Raw genomic sequence first — 23321 nt, 5'->3', positions numbered from 1 at the left:
CTGTCTGTCGCGGCTGGGATCAGGCCGCCGCCACCGCCGTCAGGAAGCGATCGACCGTTTCGCGCAACGCGTTCGTGCGGGCGCTCACATCCGTTGAAGCGGACAGGACCTGACCTGTCGACTCGCTGGTGACCTGCGCCTTTTCCGAGATGGTAATGACCGAATTCGCCACATTCTGCGTGCCTGTGGCCGCCTCCTGAATGTTTCCGGAGATCTCGTTGGTTGCCGCGCCCTGCTGTTCGACCGCCGCCGCGATCGTTCCGGTGTAATTGTCGACCTCGCCCATGGTTTCGGCGATGCTCGCAATCGCCGTAACGGCTTCCTTGGTCGCGACCTGCACTTCCGCGATCTGCCCTTCGATTTCCTCGGTGGCCTTTGCGGTCTGGGTCGCCAGTTCCTTGACCTCGGATGCGACAACGGCGAAGCCGCGTCCGGCTTCTCCGGCCCGGGCCGCCTCGATGGTCGCATTCAGGGCCAGCAGGTTGGTCTGCTCGGCAATCGCCGAGATCAGGCTGACCACGTCCCCGATCCGCTGGGCGGCTTCGGCAAGCCCCTCGATCTTTTCGTTGGTCTGGCGGGCACCCTCTGACGCGGTCCCCACGATTTCCGTGGTTGCGACGACCTGGCGCCGGATTTCCTGGATCGACGCGGACAATTCCTCCGCGGCGGACGCGACGGTCTGCACATTGGTCGAGGCCGCTTCGGACGAAGCCGAGGCGCCGGATGCATCCCGCGCGGTCTCGTCCGCCAGGCTGTTCAGCTTCTCGGCCTCTTCCCGCATTTGCGTGCTGTTGTCGGCAACCGCATCGAGCATCTCGCTGACTTCGGAGCGGAACCCGTCGATCATTCTCGCGATTTCCGCGGACTGTCTTTCCTGGAGATTCGCGGCCGCGCTCTGCTCGGCCTCCAGACGCTCCCGCGCGAGTGCATTTTCCCGGAACACGAGAACTGTTTCGGCCATTTGCGAGATTTCGTCGGATGCCTTTTGCGACGGAATTTCGACCGCCGTATCACCGCTCGCCAGACGGCTCATCACCGTGCCCAGGCTGTTGATGCGGCCCGACAGGGTCCTGGCAACCAGCAGCCCGACGACACCGGCGATGACAGCACACACGATCGCGATCAGGAAAATCCAGAACTGGAGCGCGGACAAGGGTGCCAGAACCTCGCGCACGTCCTGTACGACCGTGAGCGCATAGGCCTTGCCGAACGCAGTGTAGGGCACCACGGCCGCGAACACGCTCCGGCCGTCATAGTCGGACATCTGCCCGAACACGATGCCGCCGTTCAGGGCTTTGCTGATCTCCGGCGCACCGAACTTGTCGCTCAGAATTTCAGATTCTTCCGGCGTGCGGGCACTGTCGTTCATGACCAGGCCGCTCTCGTTCACCAGGTGGATGTTGCCCGTCTCTCCAAGCCCGGCATAGTTTCCCAGCATGGAACTGATTTTGCCGAGCGGCATCTGGTAGACGATAACTCCGATCGTTTTCGAACCGGCGGTGATCGGAGCCGACCAGAAACCCGCGGGCCGGTCTTCATTGCCTTTGTAGGCGACCGGATCGATGCCGCTGATCGTTCCCGCTTCGCCAACGAGGGCCTGCTCGAATGCGGCGGCCAGGGGCGTGTCTTTCCAGCCGTCGGCGTGGACGTTGATGCCGAAATCGGCGAATTTGCGCACGCTGTAGATGACATCGCCGGACAGGTTGACCAGGACCATGTCCGGATAGTCATTGACATTGGCATAGTCGCGCAGCGCTGCATGATGCTTGCCATGCGCCTTGTCATAGGGCTTCCTGCCCGCCTTGACGAGTTGATCGCGCTCACCGGCCGGGTGCGGATTGTCGGTAACATAGAGCCGGGTCAGCATCTCGGACGCCTTGTCCTTGTACTTGTCCCAGGCGGTTGCAAAGTCGCTGTAGGCGGCGCGGAGCGCCTTGCCTTGCGCATGCGCGCCAACGGCGCTTTCCTTGCTTCGGTAGAATTCCAGCAGGGCATCCTTGCGGCTTTCCGCGAGAGCGACAAGCCGTTGCTCGGCCTGTGTGCGAACTGTGTCGGCTCCGGACAGGTAGCTGGCAACACCAACACCTGCCGAACACAGAAGTGCGATGCCGAGCACCAACACCGGAAGTTTTGCGGAAACTTTCAAGGAACCCTCCCACGGGAAACGGGAAAACCATCGGTTTTCCCGTTGTTTAGTCTACTCAGAGGTTGTCGACGTTGACGCCGAATGTCGCGGCCCCGATGACCTCGCCACTCGCCGGATCGACGACCGGAACGCTCACCTGGCTCTGCAGGGTCTGCGTGCTTTCGTCCTCTTCGAGTTCACTGATATCCAGGCCGTCAGCGCCGACGGAATAGGTTTTCTGCCACTTGGCTTCATCGCCCTGCCAGTAGTCGGATGTCACTTCGCTCTGGCCGACGTTGAGGCCCTTTGCGTCCATCACGAAAATCTCGGTGAACAGACCGTCATTGCTCTCCTGCACGTCTGCCAGGTAGACGGACAGGGAATTGTCCATCACTTCGTCGATCATCGGCTGATCGACCGCCTCGGTTTCCGCGCGCCAGGTCTTGTCCAGTTCGTCGATCTTGGCCTGGTCATAGCCGCCGGTGACACCGTTTTGCGCCTTCACGGCGGCCACAACTTCGTCGGTCGCGACAATTGCGGCGATTTTCCCGCCGGCAAGGCCCTTGAGTTCGTTTTCGAATTCGTTCGCGGAAGCGGCGCTCGCGGACAACACACAAACAGCCGTCATAGTAAGAATATATTTCATGGATCTCTCCCAATTACTCACCCAAAGTAATCTAGGAAAAATCGATTAATATTTTATATATGTTACAACCACTCTGGAATTAGACTTCAGAAACAGACACATAACAGTTCAAGAATAAAATCTATTTCATACAATTCAAAGACTTAACCTCAGAATCACGGAGAGATATCGCCGAACCGGCTGAAATCTGCAATTGCATTTCTTGAGAACCACACTCTTTTACTTTGATTGCATAAATTTTGAACACAACTAAACCTACCCCTTCCGGAAGGTCTCCGCATGGTTGACAATCCACATATCGGCGGCGGCCTCTCAAATGGGTGGCCAGGCCGTCATGGCGCTGAGGAATGGCTTCACGATGACCGGTATCGCCTGCATTCTGGGACTGTATCAGGGACAGCCCGAACACCGCTGGCAGGGCAAGGACCCGTCGGCGATCCGCAAGATCCGCGCTGACGGGCCACTCCGGGTGACAGTCACCGGTCTGGCCGAAGACCGTCAGGCGGATCGAACGGCGCACGGCGGACCGGACATGGCGCTGCATGCCTACCCTTCCGAGCACTATGCCCGTTGGCGCGAGACGTTTCCCGGCAAGGCGGCGGTCTACGCGCCTGGCGGGTTCGGCGAAAACCTGTCTACTGAAGGGCTCACGGAAGCCGGCCTGTGCATCGGCGATGTCTTTTCCGCCGGCACGGCCCGCGTTCAGGTCACCCAGGGACGCCAGCCCTGCTGGAAACTGAACATGCACACGGACAATCCCGCCCAGGCTGCCGCGTTTCGCAAAACGGCGAAGACCGGATGGTACCTCAGGGTGCTGGAAGAAGGCGTGCTGGAAGCGGGGGATGAAATGGTTCTTGTCGACCGCCCTTGCCCGCACTGGAGCCTCCGCGAAGTCATCTTCGCTCGTTTCAACCCCCAGCTCGATCCGGCGACGGCTTCGGCATTGGCGGGGCTTGAGGAACTCGGCCAACCATGGCGGGCCGCCTTTGCCAGAAAGGCCGATCCGGAAAGCCGCACCGGCGCGACCCCGGCCCTCGGAGACTGACACGAAACACTGCAGTGCCGCGGCCCGTTCGGGCGCCGGCTCCGGACAGGGCCGGTCCGATCCGCCAAAACTCGATTTCCGCGTGAGAATGACGGTCTTGCGTGTCGTCGGACTTGCACATTTCCCGCGGTTTCTGTATACCCCGCACGCGCCTGCACCCCTGGAGGAGGCGTTTAAGGACCGATCCCGGACAACTTGAAGCTTCTGGCACGGTGGTTCGCCGGTCCGTCATCTATACACTCGAAGGAGTTTTGCCATGGCTGCCAGCTATGAGCTGAAGGCGTCGGCACGGGACCGGGTGGGCAAGGGGGCCGCTCGGACACTGCGTCGCGAAGGCCTTCTCCCCGCCGTGATCTACGGCGACAAGAAACCTGCCCTGCCGATCACCATTCCGATGAAAGAGACCACTCTCACCTTGAAAAAGGGCGGTTTCCTTACCCACGTCGGTATCGTCGAAGTCGACGGCAAGAAGCACCAGGTCATCGCCAAGGACTATCAGCTGCACCCGGTGCGCGACGATATCCTGCACGTCGATTTCCTGCGTGTCGCCAAGGGCTCGACACTGACCGTCGACCTGCCGGTTCACTTCCTGAACGAAGAGATCTGCCCGGGCATCAAGAAGGGTGGCGTTCTGAACATCGTTCGTCACACCGTCGAAATGACCGTGCCGGCCGACAACATTCCGGAAGCCCTGGTACTGGATCTGGCCAAGGCCCAGCCGGGCGACAGCCTGCATATTTCCGCAGTGAGCCTGCCGGAAGGCTGCCTGCCGACCATCACCGATCGCGACTTTACCATCGCAACGATCGCGGCTCCGGCCGGTGTCCAGGAGACTGACGACACCGAAGAGGAAGCAACGGAAGAAACCACGGAAGCCTCCGGCGAATAAGCCCGGTTCCAGTGGTATCAGGTCAGGGAGGCGGCCGCCGCCTCCCCGCACCAGGTCAGAAGCCCGCCACCGGGTCGGTGACCTGAAGCAGCCGCAATCGGCTGCTTTTTCATTTCAGGATCCAGTCTTGGAAGGCATGCCATGAAACTGATCGTCGGCCTTGGCAATCCGGGTGCGAAACACGCGGGCAACCGGCACAATATCGGCTTCATGGCCGTAGACGAGATCCACCGCCGCCATGCCGGCTTCCAGCCCTGGCGGTCCCGGTTTCAAGGTCAGGTATCCGAAGGCCATCTCGGCGCGGAAAAGGTCCTGCTTCTGAAGCCCTCCACCTATATGAACGAATCCGGCCGCTCCGTCGGGGAAGCCATGCGTTTCTTCAAGCTGGAGCCGGAAGACATCGTCGTGCTCTATGACGAACTCGACCTGCCCCCGGCCAAATTCCGCATGAAACAGGGCGGCGGCCATGGCGGCCACAACGGGCTGCGGTCAATCTCCGCCCATATCGGCACGGACTACCGCCGCCTGCGCCTCGGTATCGGCCACCCCGGCGACAAGAAACTGGTCTCCAACCACGTGCTTGGCGATTTCGCCAAGGCAGACCGGGACTGGCTGGAGCCTCTGCTGGCGGAAGTCGCCGACAACGCCGGTCTGCTGGCAGAAGGCAAGGACAGTCAGTTCGCCAACAAGCTGACGCTGGCCCTGGAACCGGAAAAGGCCCGCCGCAAGGACAAACCCGCACCGGCCAGGGATGGCGCACCCGCTGCGGCGAAACCAAAAGGCCAGAGCCACATCCGCCAGGCGCGCCCGCCGAAGACCATCAGCGCACCCAAGTCAGGCCCCATGGCCGACATGCTGAAAAAGCTGCTTGGCGGCGGAGACTGAACGTTCGGTTCCAGGATCAAACACCTGGCCGCGCCTCACGACAACGGCTGCACGTTGATGATCTCCACACGGCGGTTGCGGCCGCTGTCCGGGTTGTAGCGGTCCACGGGCCGGCTCTCGCCATAGCCCACCGGCACCAGCCGTTCCCGGGGAATGCTGAAAAAGGCGGCCAGGAATTCCGCCACCATGAACGCCCGGCGCCTGGACAGGTCCAGATTATACGCCGCCGTGCCACGCAGGTCGGTGTGCCCGGCGATCTGAAAGCGCATGTTCCTCAGCCGCGGGTCCTTCAGGGCACCTCCCAGCGCCTGCAGGGTCAGAATGCCGTCATTGGTCAGCGACGCGGAATCGAATTCGAAATTGACCGTCAGATTGATGCGCGGCAGCTCCGCTTCCGGCGGCAACTGCCCCTCGATATTGATGCCCCTGTAAGGATGCGGTTCCTTTTTGCGGAGCGACCTGGACGTGCCCTGGCCGCCGTTCGGCAACAGCGCGCAGATGATTTCCTCACTGGTCACCGTCTGGGCCTGCAGGGGAGCGGGCACCGCCAGCAGCCCGACCAGCAACGCCGCCGCGATCAGCATCGGCCGGCAAGCCGGAAGGGACAGTGCACAAGCTCGTTCGATGAAGAACCGCATGGGAGCAACCTCGTTCATTACTGGTCCCGAATGGTCAGATGCAGCACAGCTGCTGAAATCTCGCGCGGAAGCCGGGTTTCTTCCGGCCGTTCCCTCATGCCCGCGCGCAAGGCGGTCAGAAAATAGCGGTCGTCCGCCATGGCGCTGCCGCCCTCGACACTCACCGGCATGGAGAACTGGCCGCTGCCGCCGTCCTCCAGATCTTCCAGCTGGGCAATCGGACTGCGCGCGGCGATCACCACGATGGCTTCCGAGCCGGCGGGCGGTTGAACGGTGAATTTCTGGCGCCCCTGGCGGCCATCGCCGAAGACGAAGGTTTCGCCGAAGCCGACCTGCCGCCGGACCGGAGCGCGCCGCGGCAGCAGGTTGACCACCGTGCCGTCCGCCTGGATGTAGATGATATAGAGGAAGGCTGCGAAGTCCGGCGCGGTCACCTCGAAAGCCAGCGAGTCGCCATAGCTCAGGTCGGCGCTGCCGCCGTGCAGGCGGATGGTCGGCCTGGAGGGTTCCGCCAGCGGACGGTCCAGGGTCTTGAGCACTTCGCAGACCGGCCATGGCCGGACGTTGACTTTCCGGATCTGCTCGGGCGGAAAGTCCTCGCTCAGCTTCGCCAGCGCCGCCTGGCTGCTGACGAAGCCCCCGAGCAGCGGCATCCCGCCCGGAACCTCTTCCGTCACGTAGAGGCGGCTGCAATTGTCTTCGGCGAAGGCAACCTCGTTGCCACGGTCGGAGCGCGACATGCCCGGCACCGGACGTGGTGGCCGAATTCCCGTGCGCATGACCGAGGCGTTGCGCATGTCCGCAAGCGCGGCCCCATAGCTGATCCAGCCGAACCCGTCGCCCGACCAGTACGGCCCCCAGGAGTTCTGGACCAGGAACGCCTGGCGGCGCTCGTCATATCCGACCAGCACCATCTGGTGCCCGCCGGACGGTCCCGCATTGCGCCCCAGCGATCCCTGATAGATCTCGCCGGCCTTCAGGTATTGCAGCGTCACGCCATCGGGTGTCCGTGCCGACGGCACCACGCCGGCCATCCGGAAGCCGACGGCAACCGGATGGCCGGCGGCCAGTTGCTGCTTGATCGCATCCAGATCCCGGCGACTGGGCCTGCGCCGGTCCCGTTCCACGACATAGATGAACTGGAAATCGCGGATGCGGAACCTGTCCGGCGCGGCCGAGGGCCGTTCGACACGTTCCGAGCACATGGCGACATCGGGGATGGCATCCAGATCGGGCGCGCCCCGCCCCTTGAAATAGGACATGGCGAAAAAGGCATGGCTGCCCGCCGCCTCGCAGGCCTCGTTCCTGTTACGGATCTGGGAATGAAGAAAGGCCGGGCTCGGCGTGAACGACTGGCTGCCCGGCGAGACATTGTTTTCCAGAGCGGCGTAATAACCGCGCATCGCGTAGCCGACGGCGTAGGAGACGCAACTGCCGTGGATCTGCAGGAGCGGTGGCGGCATCAGCGGCGACAGGTCGATGGCGTCGGGAATATAGGCCCGGGTGACGGTGGTCCGGCCGACATTCTCCAGAAGAGCCGGATCGATGGAGCTGTCCCCGTAAAGCCCTGTCAGGCTGCCCGGATCGAAGCCCTGCGCCGTTGCCGTGCCAACGGGGCCGGAGATCCAGAGGGCCAGCGCGGCCGCAAGCATCCCGGTAAACCGGACCCGGCCTGCAGTCAAAGGCCCCGACTTCAAATGTCTGGAGATCATGCCGCTTTATATTCCCGAAAAACAGTCGTCCTGAAAATTACGCTGAGTATACCCGATGCCGGATCGGAAGGAAGCGCAGAACGCCCTCGGTTGAACCGGCGGGCCTTTTTGCAGCTCCGAACCGCCTGGCTTTGGCCGCGGATCCCGGCCTTGCCCGCGCAAAGCCTTGACCTGCCCGTTGCGCTCGGGCATGTAGCCCAGCAACAGTTTCAGACCAGATCGAAAGCGAACTCCCATGGGTTTTCAGTGCGGCATTGTCGGACTGCCGAATGTCGGCAAGTCCACGCTCTTCAACGCGCTCACCAAGACCGCGGCCGCGCAGGCTGCCAACTATCCGTTCTGCACCATTGAGCCGAACACCGGCGAGGTGGCGGTGCCGGACCCCCGGCTCTACGCCATTCGCGAGGTGGCCGGATCCAAGGAAGTGATCCCGACCCGCATCACCTTTGTCGACATTGCCGGCCTCGTGCGCGGCGCGTCCAAGGGCGAAGGCCTCGGCAACCAGTTTCTCGCCAATATCCGCGAAGTCGATGCCATCGCCCATGTGCTGCGTTGCTTCGAGGACGATGACATCACCCATGTGGAAGGCACCATCGATCCGCTGGCCGATGCCGAGACGGTGGAAACCGAACTGATGGTCTCCGACATGGAAAGCCTCGAGCGACGCATCGCACCGCTGAAGAAGAAAGCCGGTGGCGGCGACAAGGAAGCCAAGGTGCTGCTGCCGATCATGGAAGGCGCTCTCGCCCTCCTGCAGGACGGCAAGCCCGCCCGCCTGCTGCAGGTGGCCGACGCGGAAGAGGCACGTCTGCTGCAGGGACTGAACCTTCTGACATCCAAGCCCGTGCTTTATGTCTGCAATGTCGACGAAGCCTCGGCCGGAACCGGCAATGCCTTGTCGGAAAAGGTCGCTGAACGCGCGAAGCAGGAAGGCGCGGTCGCCGTGGTGATTTCCGCGGCCATCGAGGCGGAGATCTCGCAGCTCGACAAGGAAGAGCAGGAAGAATTCCTGGAGACCATCGGTCTGGAAGAGCCCGGCCTCGACCGCATGATCCGCGCCGGCTACGACCTGCTTGGCCTGATCACCTATTTCACCGCCGGCCCGAAGGAAACCCGTGCCTGGACCATCACCGAGGGCACCAAGGCGCCTGGAGCGGCAGGCGTCATTCATACGGACTTCGAGCGCGGTTTCATCCGGGCCCAGACCATCGCCTATGACGATTATGTCGGCCTCGGCGGCGAAACCGCCGCCAAGGAAGCCGGCAAGTCGCGCGACGAAGGCAAGGAATATGTCGTCAAGGACGGCAACGTCCTCTTGTTCAAGTTCAACACCTGACGAGATATCGCCGCCGCGCCAGCGGCGCATCCGGGCTGATGCTGCCCTTCACCGGGCACCATGGATCAAGGGCCGTGGCAGGAAGAAGAGTTCACACCCTGGTTGCGGCCCCCATGGATTGGGCGATTTCCGGGCCGGTCGGCAACGCCTTGCGCGCTTCTTCCACGATGGCATCACGATTGATGCCGAAATGGGCATAAAGGTCGGCGATTGTTCCCGTTTGTCCGAAGTGCTCGACCCCGAGCGGAATGGTTCGATGCCCGGCCACAGCCCCCAGCCATGACAGCGTGGCGGGGTGGCCATCGAGCACGGTCAGGACCTTGCAGTGGCCGGGGAGGCCAAACAGCAGTTTTTCGACATGGCAGGTCGCCTGGCGGTTGCCGCGCGCGCGGCTGCGCTGCGCGGCCGTCCAGCCCGCATTCAGCCGGTCGGCAGACGTAACCGCAAGCACCCCGATATCCCGATGGGTCTCGGCCAGGCGTCCCGCGGCTCCGATGGCCTCATTGGCGACGGCCCCCTGATAGGCAATGACGATCTCGCAGTTCGGTCCAGGCTTGCGAAGCCAGTACGCACCGTCAATGGCACCCTGGCGAAAGTCGTCATCAATGCGCTTGCCCGGTTGCTCCAACGGCTTTGTCGTCAGGCGAAGATAGACAGAGCCACCGGTTTCGTCGCGAAGCCACGTGCGCTCGTCGGGATCGCTCCCGCCGTCGCGCTGCAGGTAGTCAAACGCCCACTCCATGATCACGGCAAGCTCATCCGCGAATGCCGGTTCGAAACTCGCCAGACCGTCCTGGGCCATTCCGGTCAGGGGTGTTCCGATGGACTGGTGCGCGCCGCCTTCCGGCGCGAGCGTTACTCCCGATGGCGTTCCGACGATCATGAAACGGGCATCCTGGTAGCAGGCGTAGTTCAAAGCATCCAGACCGCGATGAACGAACGGGTCATAGACCGTTCCGATCGGTATGATCCGCTTGCCCCAAAGGCTGTGCGCCAGGCCAGCCGCCCCCAGGAGCAGAAACAGGTTCATTTCCGCAATGCCCAACTCGACATGCTGACCTTCCGGGGCAAAATTCCACTTGGCGGTCGAGGGGATGCGATGCTCGATAAAGGCATCCCTTTGCGCTTGGCGAGCGAAAAGCTTGCGCCGATTGACGAACGCCCCCAGACCGGTCGTGCCGGTGACATCCGGCGAGGTGGTCATGATCCGTGCGGCAAGATCGCTCTGGCCTTTTGACAGCTCATCAAGAATTTTTCCAAACGCGGCCTGTGTCGAAATCTCGCGATCCGTCGAAAACGCGATCCCGGGAACAGGCAGTTTTTCATCGGAATGGCGCCTCGTCCCCTTTCCGAAGAACGGAACCTTCGCGAGAAACGACTTCAGTCCGGCTTCATCATCGACAGCGGCGAACGGGTCCCATTCCTGCCCCTCCGGCACGGCCATGTGTTTTTGCCAGTCCGCCATTTGCGCCCTGGTCATGAGACCGCCGTGATTGTCCTTGTGCCCGGCGATGGGAGTTCCCCAGCCCTTGATCGTATAGGCAAGAAAGCAGGTCGGACGGTCGTGATCGATGGCCGCGAAGGTTTCCGCCATCGTCTGCACACAATTGCCGCCGAGATTTTCCATCAGATCGGCAAGCTCGGCATCGCTGCGTTTGTCCAGAAGGGCCGTGACGTCGCCCTGGTCGCCCAGATCATCCATCAGGCGTTTTCGCCAGACTTCACCGCCCATGTAGGTCAACGCGGCGTATTCGGCATTCGGGCAGGCGTCGATCCAGGAGCGAAGCTTCTCGCCGCCGGGTTCATCGAATGCCGCGCGTTGCAATATCCCGTATTTGATTTTGACGACATCCCAGCCGAACGCATCGAATATCCTGTCTATGCGTTCGAACAGGCCCTCGCGTACGATCCCATCAAGAGACTGGCGATTGTAGTCGATGATCCACCAGGTATTCCGAAGATCGTTCTTCCAGCCTTCCTGCAGAACCTCATAGACGTTGCCTTCGTCCATTTCCGCATCGCCCACAAGCGCCACCATCCGGCCCAGCCTGGTGTCCGCGCCCCATTCCTTTGCCTTGATGAAATCCTGCACGATCGAAGCAAGCGCGGTGATGCCGACACCCAGACCGACGGAGCCGGTCGAAAAGTCCACATCGTCGGTGTCCTTGGTGCGGCTCGGGTAGCTTTGAACCCCGCCAAAGCCGCGGAAGGCCTCCATTTTCTCGCGCGTCTGGGCCCCCATCAGATAGTGCATCGCGTGAAAGACCGGCGATGCATGAGGCTTGACTGCAACCCGGTCTTCGGGCCGGAGCACGGAGAAATAGAGCGCGGTCATGATCGAGACCATGGATGCGGAAGACGCCTGATGCCCGCCAACCTTGATGCCATCCACCTTGGGGCGGATGTGATTGGCATTGTGGATCATCCAGTGCGACAGCCAGAGCAGCCGTTGTTCGATGGTTTTCAGATGCACACTGGACATGGGGCGACCTCCGGTATCATGGGCAGGGTATGGATTGGGGCAGAGTCAGATGCCGTCAGCCATCCTTGTAATAGTAGCTGTAGCCGTTCAGCGCGGGAGCGCCACCAAGGTGGGCGTAGAGCACCCTGGAACCCTTCGGGAAAAAGCCCTTCCTGGCAAGGTCGATCATGCCTTGCATGGATTTGCCCTCGTAAACCGGGTCGGTCATCATCGCCTCGGTCTTGGCGGCAAGACGGATCGCGTCGTTGGTTTCCGCCGACGGCACACCGTAGGCCGGGTAGGCATAGTCCGGATTGATGTGGATTTCGTCATCAAGGACGGTCCGGCCCAATCCGACCAGTTCAGCCGTGTTGTCCACGATGGACCGCACCTGAGCCCGGGTCTGATCGACCGTTCCCGATGCATCGATCCCGATCACGCGGTCGGCGCGGTCCTGCGCCGCAAACCCCACGACCATCCCTGCCTGGGTCGATCCTGTGACGACGCAGACCACGATGTAGTCGAACTTGAAACCGAGTTCTTCTTCTTGCCGTGCCACTTCCTCGGCAAAGCCGATGTAGCCGAGGGCTCCATATTTGTGCACCGAAGCACCAGCCGGAATGGGATAGGGGGTGCCGCCTGCGTCCTTCACCGACTGAATGGCATCTTCCCAACTCTTCCGGATACCGATGTCGAACCCGTCTTCGACCAGTCGGCTGTCGGCCCCCATCAGCCGGGTCAGCATGATATTGCCGACGCGATCGTAAACCGCATCGTAGTGGGGCACCCACTTCTCCTGGATCACCACGCATTTCATGCCGATCTTGGCGGCGGTGGCCGCCACCATGCGCGTGTGGTTGGACTGGACCCCTCCAATGGAAACAAGCGTGTCGGCTCCGCTCGCGATGGCGTCCGGCACGATGTATTCGAGTTTGCGCAGCTTGTTTCCACCGAAAGCCAGGCCCGAGTTGCAGTCGTCGCGCTTGGCATAAAACGCCACATCCGCGCCGACAGCTTCGCTCAGGCGCGGCAGGTGTTCGATGGCGGTTTCTCCGAAGGTGAGAGGGTAGCGTTCGAATTTGTCGAGCAAGGACATGGCGATCTCCTGATTTCAAGTCTGGAAATCCTAGCAAAGAGAACACGGAAGGTGCTTTCTGAATTGATCGTCAAAATCATTCTATCTTCCTGTTTTTCAGCCATCAAACCATGCAATAAGAGAAACAGCCGACAAAAATGAAAGAATCTTCCATGACTGATCTGGATCGGATCGACAAGAACATACTGCGCCGCCTTCAGTCAGACGGAAGATTGACGAATGCCGAGCTCGCAAAAGCGGTCAATGTCAGCCCCGCGACGTGCCACAGACGGACACAGGCCTTGTTTGAAGACGGGCACGTCACCCGTGTTACGGCGCAGATCAATCCGACCTCCGTTGATCTGGGAACACTGGTGATGGTCGGTGTCGTGCTTGACCGCTCGACCCCGGAGAGCTTCGCAACCTTCGAGGAGGCGGTGTCCGGCATGAACGAGTTGCTGGACTGCCACCTGGTTGCGGGAGAATTTGACTACCTGCTGAAAATCCGGGTCAGCGACATGAACGACTTCAACACCATTCACAACAAGATGCTGATCGCTCTGCCCGGTGTCCGGCAGATCCGCACGTTCTTCGTTCTCAAGGAGATCAAGGAGAACGCCCCGCTCGCGTTCTAGGGTGTGCACCGGGGGCGGCTAAAACGACACCGCCCCGGCGGACCAGCCGGGACGGTGTGTCTTGATCAAGGCCGTGGGCCTTGGGTGGGTCTTAGGACTTGGGCCTACCGCTTGGCCGCATAGTAGGACACCCGGCGTTCCATATAGGCCAGGACCTCCGAGACAGAAAAGGCCAGTGCGAACAGCACGATCAGCACCGCCCAGAAATGGGCCATCAGGAAGTTGTTGGCATAAAGCTCGAACAGTGCGCCGAATCCGACGATGGAAATCAGCAGTTGGCCGATGATCACCCCCTTCACCGCGCGGATCACCCCGATACGCACGCCGCCCAGAATTTCGGGAAGCGCGGCCCAGAAATAGATCTTGTAGAAGGCCTGGAGCGGATTGGCACCGTAACACCGTGCCATTTCGATCAGGGACCTGTTGATCTGCAGCACCCCTGCCCTGGCGTTCAGGATGATGATCCAGATCGCGAACAGGGTCGTGGTGATGATGATCGATCGCATGCCGAACCCGAACAGCACCATGAGCACCGGCACGAGGGCCGTCAGCGGTGCGCTCAGGAACATGTTGACCCAGGGCAGCAGCAACTCGTCCACCAGCCGGCTCTTGCCCATCAGGATCCCGACCGGGATGCCGATGACAATCGCCGCCAGAACCCCGACCGCAAACGCGTAGGCCGTTTCCGACAGCGCCTTCAGAAAGGGCGCCGTGCCGATCACGGACATCAGCGTCACGACCACTTCAGACAGCGGAGGGACGAAGAAGGTGAGGTTCAACTGGCCGACGATTTCCCACAGGAGCCCCCACAGGAGCAGCGAGGACATTGCGGGCAGGCGGTATCCGAAAAGTGTCATGATGGCCTCCTATTCCACATAGCTGCGCAGGGACGCCCAGATGCCGTCGACGATGTCCAGGTATTCCGAATCCCGGCGGATGTTGTCGACATTCTTGTGCCGCAGACCCGCCGGCCGGATGATTTCCGATACACGGCTCGGCCGCGGCAACAGGATCGCGATCTGGTCGGAGACATAGACCGCTTCCTCGATCGAGTGGGTCACGAAGATGAAGGTCTTGTTTTCAAGCTGCACCAGGTTCAGGAGATCTTCCTGGAACTTGCGCCGGGTCTGCTCGTCGACCGCGGAGAACGGCTCGTCCATGAGCAGCACATCCGCATCGACCGAAAGCGCGCGGGCCAGACCGACACGCTGACGCATGCCGCCGGAAAGCTCGTGCGGGTAACTCTTCTCGAATCCCGCCAGACCGACTTCCGCGATGTATTTTTCCGCGATCGCTTCGCGTTCGGACTTCGCGACCCCGCGCAGTTCCAGCCCGAAGGCCACGTTCCTGAGCACGCTGGCCCAGGGCAGCAGGGCAAAGTCCTGGAACACGAACGCCCGGTCCGGTCCCGGCCCCGTGACGGGTTTGCCGTTGACCTCGATCTCGCCGGAATTGGGTTTCAGAAGACCGGCGATGATCTTCAGCAGGGTGGTCTTGCCGCATCCGGACGGTCCGAGCAGCGACGTGAGCTGGCCGCGCGGAAATTCCAGGGACATGTCCTTGAGCGCTTCAACCTTGCCGTAGGTCTTGGAAATACCACGCGCCACAACGGCATTGTCGGCTTTCGGAACGCCTGTTGTTTCTACGGCTTCATTAATCTGAGGCATAACCACGGACATTTCCTTCGAACAGATGAACCTCGAGCCGTTCCAGCAGATTGAGGAAGAGAACGGCCAGGAGAATGATGGAGAAGATCGCCGCGTACATGGCGGGGTAGTCCGCGATCGAACGGCTGTAGGTGATGATGTCGCCGACCCCGGTCGGCGTGATTTTCAGTTCCGCAAGGATGGCCCCGATGAAACCGGCGGAAATGCCGAGCCGCAGCCCGCTGAAGATGACCGGCGACGCTGCCGGAACGATGATCTTCACGATGACCTCGGTCCGCGACGCGAGAAAGGACTGGCCCATCTCCTTCAGCGAGGACGGCGTGTTGCGGACAGCGCCTGCGGTGTTGAGCACGATCACGGGCATCGCCATGATGCAGACCACGAAGACCTTGGAGGTCAGTCCGATGCCATAGGCCATCACCAGCAGCGGGATGAGCGCGGCCAGAGGCGCGGCCTGCATGACGATGAAGATCGGTGAGAACAGCCATTCGAACTTGCGGCTGAGACCGATCCAGAGCCCCAGACCGATCCCCAGAAACGCCGAGATGGCGATACCGATGACCAATGGACGCAGCGTCTCGACATAGGCCTGAAGAAGCGTGCCGTCGACGGCCATGCGGCCGAGCGCGGCCATGGATTCAAGAAACGTTGGAAAAGCGTAGCTGACCGGGATCATGCCGGCAATCTGCCAGGCTCCGAAGAGCACCAGCGCGGACACGATCTTGAGCCAGAAAGAACGACGGACCATAAGCCGCATTCCCTTTCATTTGGAATGATGGGCGGCCGCCGGCATTGGCGGGCGGCCGCTGGAGTGACTTATTGCGTGGCGGATTCCAGTGGCTTGAGATACCAGAAGTCCTCGACATTCAGCGTCGACAGGTCTCCCTCAAGCTGACCGGCATTGGAGTACCACTCCAGGTCTGCCTTGGCCGCAATCTGGCCGCCGCCGTTCGGGTCGTAGAGACCTCCGGCAACCGCATCGGCATAGAATGTGTCGAGATTGCCCAGGATTTCCGGCGGAAGTTGCCCGATCGGCCCATTGGGGTCGGTTTCCTTGGAAATGATCGTCGGGTCTTCGGCCATGTCCCGCCACACGCTGAGCAGCGCATTGACGAAGATGCCGACATCTTCCTCGTTGTTCTTGATCCAGTCCAGATTGGCGAACAGGGCCTCGTCGCTGGCATCGACCTCGAACATCGGCAGGACGTTGAACCTGTCGCCGGCGATCTTCATCACCTTGTTCTTGTTGGACAGGTCGACGATCGTGGCCTCCGTCTGGCCCGCCATCAGTGCGGCCACCCGGTTGGAGGAGCCCGGCACGTAGGACCGGTCCCCGAACTCGATGCCGACCTTGTCCTCGATCACGTTGGCGATGGAATCCGTGCCGCCGCCGCGCGAATGCAGCATGATCGGCTCGCCGTTCAGGTCTTCCAGCGTGCTGTATTTCTTGGACGTGACCGGGAAGAACTTCAACTTGGAAAGCTGAAACACGATCCGGATAGGCGCCTTGGAGCGCTGCATGGCCGCGTAGGGCGTGCCGAAGCCGATGTCCATCTGGCCGCTCAGGACCGCCTGAATGGCCAGTTCCTCGTCGGAGAAGGCTGTCCATTCATAGTCGAGACCATTGGCCTTGGCCCTGTCGAGGGCGACAAAGAAGGCCGCGAGTTCGTCGGAGGGCGTTTCCGCCAGGGCGATCTTGATCTTGCCTGCGGCTGCCGCTGGGGTGGCTATCAGGGCAATCGCGAGCGGTATCGATGCCGCGGCTGCTCCCAGTTTGCGCAATAGTGTTTTCATGGTTTTCCTCCCGAGTGATGAACCTTTCGGTCCGTTGCTTCAGTACCCGTCCCGGCTTCTTTGGCTCGTTGGACGCCTGAAAAGATGGGGTGCGTCACACCTCTCCAAAGAGGCGTGCCGATACCGAACTGATGTGCAGCCACATGGCGTCATGGGCTGCCTTGGGATCGCGGGCCTCTATGGCCGCGCAGATCCGGTCATGTTCCGCGAAACTGGTATGGCTTTCCGGTGGCCGGGTGGTTTCGCGGATAACCGTGCTGACGGCGACGGCGCGCCGGACACCGTTGAGCTGGTCGAACAGGGCGCGCAGCAGGATGTTGTCGGTCGCTTCGGCGATCGCCTGGTGAAACAGGTCGTCCTGGGTCTCGTAATCTTCCCAGTTGGTCGCGGCCTGCGCCCTGTCCTTGATCTGCCGGATCGTGATCGCCGCCTGACGCGAGGCATTGATCGCCGCCTCCCGGGCGATCACCGCCTCGATGCATTGCCGGGCACGCATCATCTTCACCGGCGTGATCTGATGGCCGATATCGGTCAGCAGTCCGGGGTCCGCAATGTCGTCCGGTCCGGCAACGAAGGTGCCCTTGCCGACATGGCGCCAGATCATGCCCTGACGTTCCAGCAACTCCAGCGCCTTGCGCAGGCTGCTGCGGCTCATGCCGAGCTGGCCGATCAGATCGCGTTCCGCCGGCAACCTGTCTCCCGGCGCAAGCCCTTGCGTCTCGATGAATTCCTTCAGAAGACGAACCGCTTCGCTGCGGTCTGACGGTTCCGGCCGGATTAACACGAAAGGGCAACTCCAATTTCAGGGACACACGATCAATCGAACCAATTGACCGATCAATTTCGGATCAATATACCGATTAATGTCGAATCAATCCGAATTTGCAAGATAAAATCGACGAAAAAAATATTGGTTGTGATTGATCGATTTTCGAGTAGGGTCTTCCCTTCAGGAAAAACGAAACACGCAGAGGTGCTTGATGTCTGAATTCGTGATCGCCCCGCCCGAGCTGGCAACCTTGCCGGTGAAGGGGACGGACAGCCGGTTTCCGGTCCGCCGGGTTTATTGCATTGGCCGCAACTACGCGGCCCATGCTGTCGAGATGGGTCACGATCCCGACAAGGAGCCGCCCTTTTTCTTCCAGAAGAACCCCAACAACCTTGTCGTCGGAAGCGAGTTTCCCTACCCGCCGAAATCGGAAGATGTCCATCACGAGGCGGAACTGGCGGTTGCGCTGAAATCCGGCGGCCACAACATTCCCGTCGAAGCCGCGCTCGACCATGTCTACGGCTATGCCGTTTCCCTCGACATGACGCGCCGCGACCTTCAGGGCGCGGCCAAGAAGATGGGCCGCCCCTGGGAAATCGGCAAGGCGTTCGAGCAGTCCGCGCCGATCACCCCGCTGGTGCCCGTTTCGGAAAGCGGCCACCCGGACAAGGGGGCCATCCGGCTCACGGTCAATGGCGACCTGCGTCAGGAAGGCGACCTCAACCAGATGATCTGGAAGGTCCCGGAAATGATCTCCTACCTGTCCGACTATTTCGAACTGGCCGCCGGCGACGTGATCCTCACCGGAACCCCTTCCGGTGTCGGCCCGGTCGAACGCGGCGACAAGCTCGTCGTGACGGTGGACGGCCTGCCGTCGCTGGAAGTCACCGTGGTCTGATCCCGGCGCTTTCCCGAAATTCCGGACCCCGCAGGCCATCGGCCGGCGGGGTCTGTTCGCGCTGACACAGCGCCGCACGTCCCAAGATCCGCCGACCGCCCCTGCCTTGGGAAAGGCCCAGGTAAAGCGCTGCGATCTTCACAAGGCTCCCGTGGCCCCTTGGCCGCATTTGCTCCCGGCGCGATCGCCTGCCACGGGCCTCCGGAAACAGCGGCCCGCGGGACAAGCCTCATCATGACACCCTGCTCGGCAAACAATCCCGGCCGCGCGCGCACCTTCCGCAACTGGCCGGCATGATCCCGGCCCGGCCGCTTCACACAGCGCTCGAACCGGCGCACGATGGGCCTTGTGATCGGATCAGTGTCATGATCATCTGACCCTCAAGACATTTCCCGTGCCGGAGCCCGCCGTCCGTGACATTTGACCAAACCGCCCTGTTTCTGCTGTTCGGCGTCGTTTTTGCCCTGCTCGTCTGGGGCCGCATCCGCTTCGATCTGGTCGCCTTTGCGGCCCTGATTCTCGGCGCCCTTCTCGGACTGGTTCCCTCCGGCGAGGTTTTCAGCGGATTTGGCCATCCCGCCGTCATCATCATCGCCCTGGTCCTGATCGTCTCCAAAGGGCTGATGAATTCCGGCGCGGTGGAACTTGTTGCCGCGCGTCTTCTGTCGGCATCGCGGGGTCTGGCGCAGCATATCGGCCTGATGGCCGTCGTCGGGGCCGGTCTTTCCGGCATCATCAACAATGTCGCCGCGCTTGCGCTGCTCATGCCGCTCGATCTGGAATCGGCACGCAAGGCTGGCCGCGCGGCGGGTCTGTCGCTGATGCCGCTGTCCTTTGCGACCATTCTTGGCGGCATGATCACCCTGATCGGCACGCCGCCGAACATCGTGATCGCCCAGTACCGTTCCGACGCGCTTGGTGCGCCCTTCTCCATGTTCGATTTCGCGCCGGTCGGCCTCGCGGTCGCCATCAGCGGCATCGCCTTTGTCGCGCTGATCGGCTGGCGTCTGCTGCCCCGGCATTTCCGCGACAAGCCCAAGGAGGAAGGTTTCGCCGAAAGCCTTTATTCCGCCGAGTTGAAGGTTGGCCAGCTAGCGGAGGACAAGGCCCTGACGGTGGGCGACCTCTACCCGGTCGCCGACGACAAGGATGTCGCAATCATCGGTCTCATCCGCAACGGCCGCCGCATGCGGGGCTTCGCCCGCCGCGAGCCGATCAAGAGCGGCGACTTTCTGTTCGTCGAGGGCGACCCGAAGGCAATCGAGGCCTTCATGGGCGCCGCGAAGCTGGAGTTCGCCGGATCCGAACGGCACAAGGGCGGGCTCAACGGCAGTGCCCTGTCCCTGGTCGAGGCGATCGTTCCCGATCATGCCCGGATCGTCGGACGGTCGACTTTCGACCTCCGCCTGCTCAACCGCCACAGCGTGACCCTGCTCGGCATTTCCAGGCAGGGCCGGCGCATCCAGAAACGGGTCCGTCACGAAGCGATCCGTCCGGGCGACGTACTGCTGCTTCTCGGTGCGCCCGAACGGCTGGAAAATGCCAGCCAATGGCTCGGTGTGCTGCCGCTGGAGGGCCGCCAGACCGGCATGATCCAGCGCAACAAGGCCTGGCTCGCCATCGCCGGCTTCGCCCTGGCCATCACGGCGGCGGTCGCAGGCATTGCCTATCTGCCCGTGGCCCTTGCTGCCTGCGTGATTTTCTATGCCGCCAGCGGTCTCGTCACCGGCGCCGAGGTCTACCAGTCGGTGGAATGGAAGGTGATCGTCCTGCTCGGTTCCCTGATCCCGCTCGGGCAGGCCTTCGAGCAGGCAGGCAACGCGCAGCTGATCGCCGATGGCATTCTCACGCTCACAGCGGGCGCGCCTGCCTGGGTGACGCTGACCGTCCTCATGATCGTCACCATGACCCTGTCGGATTTCCTGAACAATGTGGCCACCTGCCTGATCGCCGCGCCGATCTCCGTTCAGATCGCCAACACGCTCGAAGCCAATCCGGACCCTTTCCTGATGGGCGTCGCCGTGGCGGCCTCCTGCGCGTTCCTGACCCCGATCGGACACAAGAACAACACCATCATCATGGGCCCGGGCGGCTACCGGTTCGGCGACTACTGGCGCATGGGCCTGCCCCTCGAAATCCTGGTGCTCGCCGTTGCCATTCCGGCCATTCTGATCTTCTGGCCGCTTTAGATCCCGTTCCCGTTGAAAAGGTGATTTCTCCGCACGGATAAAATCAGCCGCTGGCATCCCGGCGCGTTTTCAGCATGATGGCCACAAATCAATCAGCACCGGTGGGGAGAAGCAGATGGGCGCGCGCAAACGGATCCTGTTCACGGGCGGCACCGGCAAGGCCGGCAAACACGTCATCCCCTACCTGCTGGACCGTGGCCACCGGGTCGTCAATGTGGATCTCAAGCCTCTGGACCATCCCGGCGTCGACAACCTGACCGCGGACATCACGTCCTCCGGCGAGATGTTCAATGTCATGACAAGCTACGCCAATTTCGACGAGCTGGAGCCCGGCAACGGCGTGCCCGCCTTTGACGCGGTGGTTCACTTTGCCGCCGTTCCGCGCATCCTGATCCACCCGGACAACAAGACCTTCGAGGTCAATACCGTCGGCACCTACAACGTCATCGAGGCGGCGGTGAAGCTGGGTATCCGCAAGATCATCATAGCGTCGTCGGAGACAACCTACGGCGTCTGCTTCGCCGATGGCGTGGTCGATCCGAAGGTGCTGCCCGTCGAGGAGGACTATGACGTCGATCCGATGGACAGCTACGGCCTGTCGAAGGTCGTCAACGAACAGACCGCCCGGGCCTTTCAGCGCCGGTCGGGCTTCGATATCTATGCGCTCAGGATCGGCAATGTCATCGAACCGGACGAGTATCACCGGTTTCCCGATTTTTTCCGCGATCCGGCACAGCGCCGCAGAAACATCTTCTGCTACATCGATGCCCGCGACCTCGGCCAGATCGTCGACCTGTGCCTGGAGAAGGACGGTCTCGGCTATCAGGTGTTCAACGCCGGCAATGATACGAATTCGGTCGACATTCCGAATTCGGAGATCCTCAAGCGGTTTTTCCCGGACGTTCCGCTCAGCCGGGACCTGGGCGAGCACGAGGCGCTGTTTTCCAATCGCAAGATCCGCGAAGTTCTGGGTTTCAAAGAAGAGCACGACTGGCGCAAGCACGTGACGAGCTGAGACCGGCACGGGGAACAGAACAGATGGTTGCCGCACTTGAATTTGCTTCGCTTCCGGCTGAGACTGGGCCGCGATGGCGGTGGGCCATCGGGGGGAAAGATCATGAACTTCATCAAGCTACTCTTTTTCGGAGCGGCCCTCGCTACCGGGTCCCTTCCCGCATTGTCCCAGGGAACGGGGTCTGAAGGCTATTTTCAGATCCACAACAACACCGACAACAACATCCTGGTCGGCTTCTACACCGATGACGGCAGCGGCTGGAGCGACAACTGGCTCTCCGACGCACTCGCACCGGGCGAAGCCGCCACGGCGAATTTCATCGCCGACACCGGCAATTGCGACCAGATCTTCCAGCTCGGCTGGCTGGGTGAGAACGACACCGAAGTGCTGGACGAACCGATCAGCATCGACATCTGCGCAGCGAGCAATGTCTACATGGACGACAACGAAATATATTACGACTGATTTTCCGCCCGTCTCCATTCGTCACCATCGCGGGACCTCCCCGTTCCCGCCCCGCCCCGCCCCGACAACTTCCGGAAGCCATGTCCGACCTCCTCCATTTCGAAGATTTCACACCGGGCCAGGAATTCGACCTCGGCGCGCTCACTGTCACCAGGGAGGATATCGTCGAGTTCGCCTCCGAGTTCGACCCTCAGCCCTTTCACCTTGATGAAGACGCCGGCAAGGCTTCGCTGCTGGGCGGCCTGGCCGCGTCCGGCTGGCATAGCGCCGCTTTGGTCATGCGGCTTCTGGCGGACGGCCTTCTGACAAGGGCAACCTGCATGGGATCGCCCGGGATCAGAAAATTGCAATGGAAACACCCGGTCTTTCCGGGAGACACCTTGACCGCGAAGGCCGAAGTCCTGAACAGAAAGGACCTGCGCACCAAACCGGATCTCGGCATCGTGACCATGCGGGTGACCGCGCTGAACCAGTCGGCAACCGAAGTGCTCACTTGGGAAAACGCGATCCTGTTCTCCAGACGGGAGACATTCGCATGACCGCCTTCTTCGACGACATTGAGCTTGGCGATACGCTCGACCTCGGGGCGTACACCTTCACCCGCGAGGACATCATCCGATTTGCGGAGAAATACGATCCGCAGGCGTTTCACCTGAGCGAGGAAGGGGCCGCCAGAACCCATTTCGGGCGGCTGTGCGCCTCCGGCTGGCACACGGCAGCGGTGTTCATGAAACTCTGGGTGGCTGCCTGCAACACCCTGGACGACGCCGAAAGGGCGGCGGGCCGCACACCGGCCCGGATCGGCCCTTCACCGGGCTTTGAGGATCTGAAATGGATCAAGCCCGTCTACGCCGGAGACACACTGCGCTACCACCATGTCGTCACCGGCAAGACGGAGAGCCGCAGCCGTCCGGAGTGGGGTCTGGTTCACTTCGACCTTTCGGCGGTCAACCAGGACGGCAGGCTGGCCTTTTCATTCAAGGGCACGGTGTTCATCGAGCGGCGAAAAAGCTGAAACGCCTGACCGGCACGTGAGAGTTTAGCCCCTGCCGTCCCATTCCAGCCTATCGGCCCTTG

General features: G+C 61.7%; 22 protein-coding genes. 11 read left to right on the top strand and 11 right to left on the bottom strand.

Annotated elements, in window-relative coordinates; translation table 11 throughout:
- Positions 1–19 precede the first annotated feature (19 nt).
- Together AC0VX3_RS08720 and AC0VX3_RS08715 are read right to left on the bottom strand one after the other, a co-directional pair.
- Positions 20–2146, bottom strand: coding sequence for a methyl-accepting chemotaxis protein (locus AC0VX3_RS08720; RefSeq protein WP_475524377.1), 2127 nt, complete (start codon positions 2144–2146; stop codon positions 20–22).
- A 55-nt stretch (positions 2147–2201) separates the two neighbouring features.
- Entirely contained in the window at positions 2202–2771 is a 570-nt protein-coding gene (locus AC0VX3_RS08715; protein WP_475524376.1) for a PDC sensor domain-containing protein, read from the bottom strand.
- 334 nt (positions 2772–3105) lie between these two features.
- Here AC0VX3_RS08715 and AC0VX3_RS08710 point away from each other — a divergent pair, with 334 nt between their 5' ends.
- From AC0VX3_RS08710 to pth, 3 genes are all read left to right on the top strand, one after another.
- Positions 3106–3816 (top strand): MOSC domain-containing protein, encoded by a 711-nt coding sequence (locus AC0VX3_RS08710; protein WP_475524375.1) that lies wholly within the window; start codon positions 3106–3108, stop codon positions 3814–3816.
- Between the two features lie 256 nt (positions 3817–4072).
- Positions 4073–4705, top strand: coding sequence for a 50S ribosomal protein L25/general stress protein Ctc (locus AC0VX3_RS08705; RefSeq protein WP_342895435.1), 633 nt, complete (start codon positions 4073–4075; stop codon positions 4703–4705).
- 141 nt (positions 4706–4846) lie between these two features.
- Positions 4847–5590 (top strand): aminoacyl-tRNA hydrolase, encoded by a 744-nt coding sequence (gene pth, locus AC0VX3_RS08700; protein WP_475524374.1) that lies wholly within the window; start codon positions 4847–4849, stop codon positions 5588–5590.
- A gap of 35 nt (positions 5591–5625) precedes the next feature.
- Here the strand turns inward: pth and AC0VX3_RS08695 are convergent, their stop codons facing one another.
- Entirely contained in the window at positions 5626–6246 is a 621-nt protein-coding gene (locus AC0VX3_RS08695; protein WP_475524373.1) for an OmpA family protein, read from the bottom strand.
- Positions 6246–7940 (bottom strand): DUF4384 domain-containing protein, encoded by a 1695-nt coding sequence (locus tag AC0VX3_RS08690; RefSeq protein ID WP_475524372.1) that lies wholly within the window; start codon positions 7938–7940, stop codon positions 6246–6248. Before AC0VX3_RS08690 ends, AC0VX3_RS08695 begins: the two co-directional genes overlap by 1 nt.
- Positions 7941–8175: 235 nt before the next feature.
- Between AC0VX3_RS08690 and ychF the strand changes: the two genes are divergently transcribed.
- A complete protein-coding gene (gene ychF / locus AC0VX3_RS08685; protein ID WP_475524371.1) occupies positions 8176–9276 on the top strand; it encodes a redox-regulated ATPase YchF in 1101 nt (366 codons plus the stop codon).
- A 91-nt stretch (positions 9277–9367) separates the two neighbouring features.
- On the opposite strand, the gene AC0VX3_RS08680 is transcribed toward ychF, so the two are convergent.
- Together AC0VX3_RS08680 and AC0VX3_RS08675 are read right to left on the bottom strand one after the other, a co-directional pair.
- Positions 9368–11758, bottom strand: a complete 2391-nt coding sequence (locus AC0VX3_RS08680) for a 1-deoxy-D-xylulose-5-phosphate synthase N-terminal domain-containing protein (protein ID WP_475524370.1) — start codon at positions 11756–11758, stop codon at positions 9368–9370.
- A gap of 55 nt (positions 11759–11813) precedes the next feature.
- The gene (locus AC0VX3_RS08675; protein ID WP_475524369.1) at positions 11814–12833 is read right to left on the bottom strand and encodes a 1-aminocyclopropane-1-carboxylate deaminase; all 1020 of its coding nucleotides are present in this window, start codon (positions 12831–12833) and stop codon (positions 11814–11816) included.
- Between the two features lie 137 nt (positions 12834–12970).
- Between AC0VX3_RS08675 and AC0VX3_RS08670 the strand changes: the two genes are divergently transcribed.
- Positions 12971–13447: an Lrp/AsnC family transcriptional regulator gene (locus tag AC0VX3_RS08670; RefSeq protein WP_348149998.1), complete on the top strand. Its 477-nt coding sequence runs from the start codon at positions 12971–12973 to the stop codon at positions 13445–13447.
- Positions 13448–13551: 104 nt separating this feature from the next.
- Here the strand turns inward: AC0VX3_RS08670 and AC0VX3_RS08665 are convergent, their stop codons facing one another.
- From AC0VX3_RS08665 to AC0VX3_RS08645, 5 genes are all read right to left on the bottom strand, one after another.
- The gene (locus tag AC0VX3_RS08665; protein WP_342895443.1) at positions 13552–14304 is read right to left on the bottom strand and encodes an ABC transporter permease; all 753 of its coding nucleotides are present in this window, start codon (positions 14302–14304) and stop codon (positions 13552–13554) included.
- A 9-nt stretch (positions 14305–14313) separates the two neighbouring features.
- Positions 14314–15114 (bottom strand): ABC transporter ATP-binding protein, encoded by an 801-nt coding sequence (locus AC0VX3_RS08660; RefSeq protein ID WP_475524368.1) that lies wholly within the window; start codon positions 15112–15114, stop codon positions 14314–14316.
- On the bottom strand, positions 15101–15862 hold the full coding sequence (locus tag AC0VX3_RS08655; protein WP_342895445.1) for an ABC transporter permease: 762 nt from the start codon (positions 15860–15862) through the stop codon (positions 15101–15103). The genes AC0VX3_RS08660 and AC0VX3_RS08655 overlap by 14 nt, the downstream gene beginning before the upstream one ends.
- 68 nt (positions 15863–15930) lie before the next feature.
- The gene (locus tag AC0VX3_RS08650) at positions 15931–16908 is read right to left on the bottom strand and encodes an ABC transporter substrate-binding protein (protein ID WP_342895446.1); all 978 of its coding nucleotides are present in this window, start codon (positions 16906–16908) and stop codon (positions 15931–15933) included.
- Positions 16909–17002: 94 nt separating this feature from the next.
- Positions 17003–17692, bottom strand: a complete 690-nt coding sequence (locus AC0VX3_RS08645) for a FadR/GntR family transcriptional regulator (RefSeq protein WP_475524367.1) — start codon at positions 17690–17692, stop codon at positions 17003–17005.
- 196 nt (positions 17693–17888) lie between these two features.
- Between AC0VX3_RS08645 and AC0VX3_RS08640 the strand changes: the two genes are divergently transcribed.
- The 6 genes from AC0VX3_RS08640 to AC0VX3_RS08615 all read left to right on the top strand — a co-directional run bounded on the left by AC0VX3_RS08640 (position 17889) and on the right by AC0VX3_RS08615 (position 23259).
- A complete protein-coding gene (locus AC0VX3_RS08640; RefSeq protein ID WP_475524366.1) occupies positions 17889–18575 on the top strand; it encodes a fumarylacetoacetate hydrolase family protein in 687 nt (228 codons plus the stop codon).
- Positions 18576–18988: 413 nt separating this feature from the next.
- On the top strand, positions 18989–20764 hold the full coding sequence (locus tag AC0VX3_RS08635) for an SLC13 family permease (RefSeq protein WP_475524365.1): 1776 nt from the start codon (positions 18989–18991) through the stop codon (positions 20762–20764).
- 115 nt (positions 20765–20879) lie between these two features.
- Positions 20880–21779 (top strand): NAD-dependent epimerase/dehydratase family protein, encoded by a 900-nt coding sequence (locus AC0VX3_RS08630; RefSeq protein ID WP_475524364.1) that lies wholly within the window; start codon positions 20880–20882, stop codon positions 21777–21779.
- 102 nt (positions 21780–21881) lie between these two features.
- Positions 21882–22244: a hypothetical protein gene (locus tag AC0VX3_RS08625; RefSeq protein ID WP_475524363.1), complete on the top strand. Its 363-nt coding sequence runs from the start codon at positions 21882–21884 to the stop codon at positions 22242–22244.
- Between the two features lie 80 nt (positions 22245–22324).
- Entirely contained in the window at positions 22325–22783 is a 459-nt protein-coding gene (locus tag AC0VX3_RS08620) for a MaoC family dehydratase (protein WP_475524362.1), read from the top strand.
- Positions 22780–23259 (top strand): MaoC family dehydratase, encoded by a 480-nt coding sequence (locus tag AC0VX3_RS08615; protein WP_475524361.1) that lies wholly within the window; start codon positions 22780–22782, stop codon positions 23257–23259. Before AC0VX3_RS08620 ends, AC0VX3_RS08615 begins: the two co-directional genes overlap by 4 nt.
- Positions 23260–23321 lie beyond the last annotated feature (62 nt).

The sequence above is a fragment of the Roseibium sp. QJM3NY_11 genome (assembly GCF_056173175.1).
Note: the sequence above shows the minus strand (reverse complement) of the source record. Positions and strands in the feature narration are given on the sequence as shown.